General features: G+C 66.4%; 2 protein-coding genes. Both read right to left on the reverse strand.

All coding sequences use genetic code 11. The features are described from left to right. Positions 1–122: 122 nt before the first annotated feature. Positions 123–1,679, reverse strand: coding sequence for an acyl-CoA synthetase (locus DYI24_RS25145; RefSeq protein ID WP_164574254.1), 1,557 nt, complete (start codon positions 1,677–1,679; stop codon positions 123–125). Then, positions 1,597–2,301 (reverse strand): TetR/AcrR family transcriptional regulator (locus DYI24_RS25150; protein WP_164574255.1); only part of this gene is annotated, 705 nt, incomplete at its 5' end. The genes DYI24_RS25145 and DYI24_RS25150, both read right to left, overlap by 83 nt.

Below are 2,301 nucleotides of genomic sequence, written 5' to 3' on the forward strand. Positions count from 1 at the left end.
TCGCGCCAGTGTAGCGCGCGCCAGTGACCGAGCATGCAGAGCGCAAAGAAAACGCCGCGCGGGAAACGCCTCAATCGAGGCGATCCCGCGCGGCGCGGATAGTGTGGCAGCCTGCCGCCGCGTCAGCTGACGCGACGTTCGCGGCTCTCCCAATACGGCTGGCGCAGTTCACGCTTGAGGATCTTGCCGGCACCGGATAGCGGCAGCGGCGTCTCGGTGATCTCGACACTGCGCGGACACTTGTAGCCGGCGATCAACGCCTTGCAGTGGGCGATCAACTCTTCCGACGTCACGGTGGCGCCGGCCTTGGTGACCACCACCGCGTGGACCTGCTCGCCCCACGCTTCGTGCGGAATGCCGATCACCGCGCATTGCGCCACCGCAGGATGCTGCGCCACCGCGTTCTCGACCTCGACCGAGTACACGTTCTCGCCGCCGGAGATGATCATGTCCTTGACCCGGTCGACGACATAGACGAAGCCGTGCTCGTCCATGTAGCCGCCGTCGCCGGTGTGCATCCAGCCGCCGGCGAGCGCCCGCGCGGTCTCCTCCGGCCGCTCCCAATAGCCCATCATCATGTTGTCGCCGCGCACGCAGATCTCGCCGACCGTCCCATACGGCACGGTGCGATCCTCGGCATCGACGATCCGCACTTCGCAGCCCAGCGTGGCCCGGCCGGCGGCGCGCTGCCGCCCCTTGGCCTTGCCCTCGCCGATGTGCTCCTTCCAATGCAGCAGGGTCGCGATCGGCGATAGCTCGGTCATGCCGTAGGCCTGGGTGAACTGCACCTTCGGCAGCGCCGCCGAAGCGCGGGCCAGCACGGCCTCGCTGATCGGCGAGGCGCCGTACACGATATTCTTCAGCGACGACAGGTCGTAAGTCTTCAGCGCCGGATGATCGACGAACATCTGGATCATGGTCGGCACCAGCAGCACGTCGGTGACCCGCTCGTTCTGCATCGCCTCCATCACGCCCTCCGGCGTGAACGACGGGATCATGACGTTGGAGCCGCCCGACAGCAGCAGCGAATACATCGCGGCGCCGTTGGCGAGGTGGAACATCGGCGCGGCGTGCAGATACACGGAGGTGCCGGGAAACAGCCCCTCGCCCAGCGCGTTGAGCGCGTTCGCCATCAGATTGCCGTGGCTCAGCATCACGCCCTTGGAACGGCCGGTGGTGCCACCGGTGTAGAAGATGCCGGCGAGATCCTCGGCCTTGCGCATTGCATCCGGGATCGGCGCGTGCGTGGCGATCAGATCCTCATAGCTCTGCATCCCGGCCGGCACGTCGCCGTCATCGGCATAGATCATCGCCATCGACGGGATCGCCTTTGCCAGCACAGCACCGGTCGCGGCAAACGCCTTGTCGACGACCAGCGCCACCGCGCGGCAGTCCTTGAGCGCGTCTTCGTTTTCCAGCGCGCTCCAGCGGATGTTGAGCGGCACGATCACGCCGCCGCACCAGCCGGCGGCGAGATACATTTCGAGATAGCGGTCCGAATTCAGCGACAGGATAGCGACCCGCTCGCCCTCGCCGACTCCGTTGGCGCGCAATCCGGCGGCGAGCCGCGCGACGCGGTCGCCGACCTCGCGCCAGTTACGACGGCGGCCGGCGTAGACGGTGGCCAGCCCTTCCGGGTTGATCTGCAGCGCGCGCCGCAGGCCGTGGGTGATGTTCATGAAGTCCTCCCTTGGGTCGTTTCCTGTTGTTGTTGCCGTCCGGCGCCGTGAGGGCGCTCTTCTTCTTGATTGGTCGATTGGTGAGCCCCTCGGTGAGGCGCACCGCGAATTCGTCCGCGATCGCATCCGGCGACAGCGCGCCGTCGCGCTGATACCAATGACCGATCCAGTTCAACGAACCGGCGATCGCGAACGCTGTCAACTTCGGATCGCACGGTTTGATCGATCCATCGGCGACGCCGTCCGCGATATAGCGCCGGAACGTGCGATCGATGCCGCGCTTGGCGGCGCGCACCGTCTTCTCGTTGTCCGGCGACAGGTCGCGCGGATTGAACCGCACCATGCTGGCACCAAACTCGGTCGCCATCGTCGCGGCATAGGCGCGCACCAGCGCGCGGAGCTTGCCGAGACCGTCGTCACCGGACCGGCTGATGTCCGCAATGATCTCGTCGACCTGCTCCTGACCGAGCGCCCAGCACTCGAACAGGATCTCCTCCTTGCTGCGGAAGTAATTGTACAGCGCCGGCTTGGTGATGTTCAGCCGCTCCGCCACCTCGTTGAGCGTGGCGCGATGATAGCCCTGTTCGCGGAACAGATTCACCGCCGTTCGCCGCCCCGCCCC

This window comes from Rhodopseudomonas sp. BR0C11, assembly GCF_010820945.1.
Classification (GTDB): Bacteria; Pseudomonadota; Alphaproteobacteria; order Rhizobiales; family Xanthobacteraceae; genus Rhodopseudomonas; species Rhodopseudomonas palustris_H.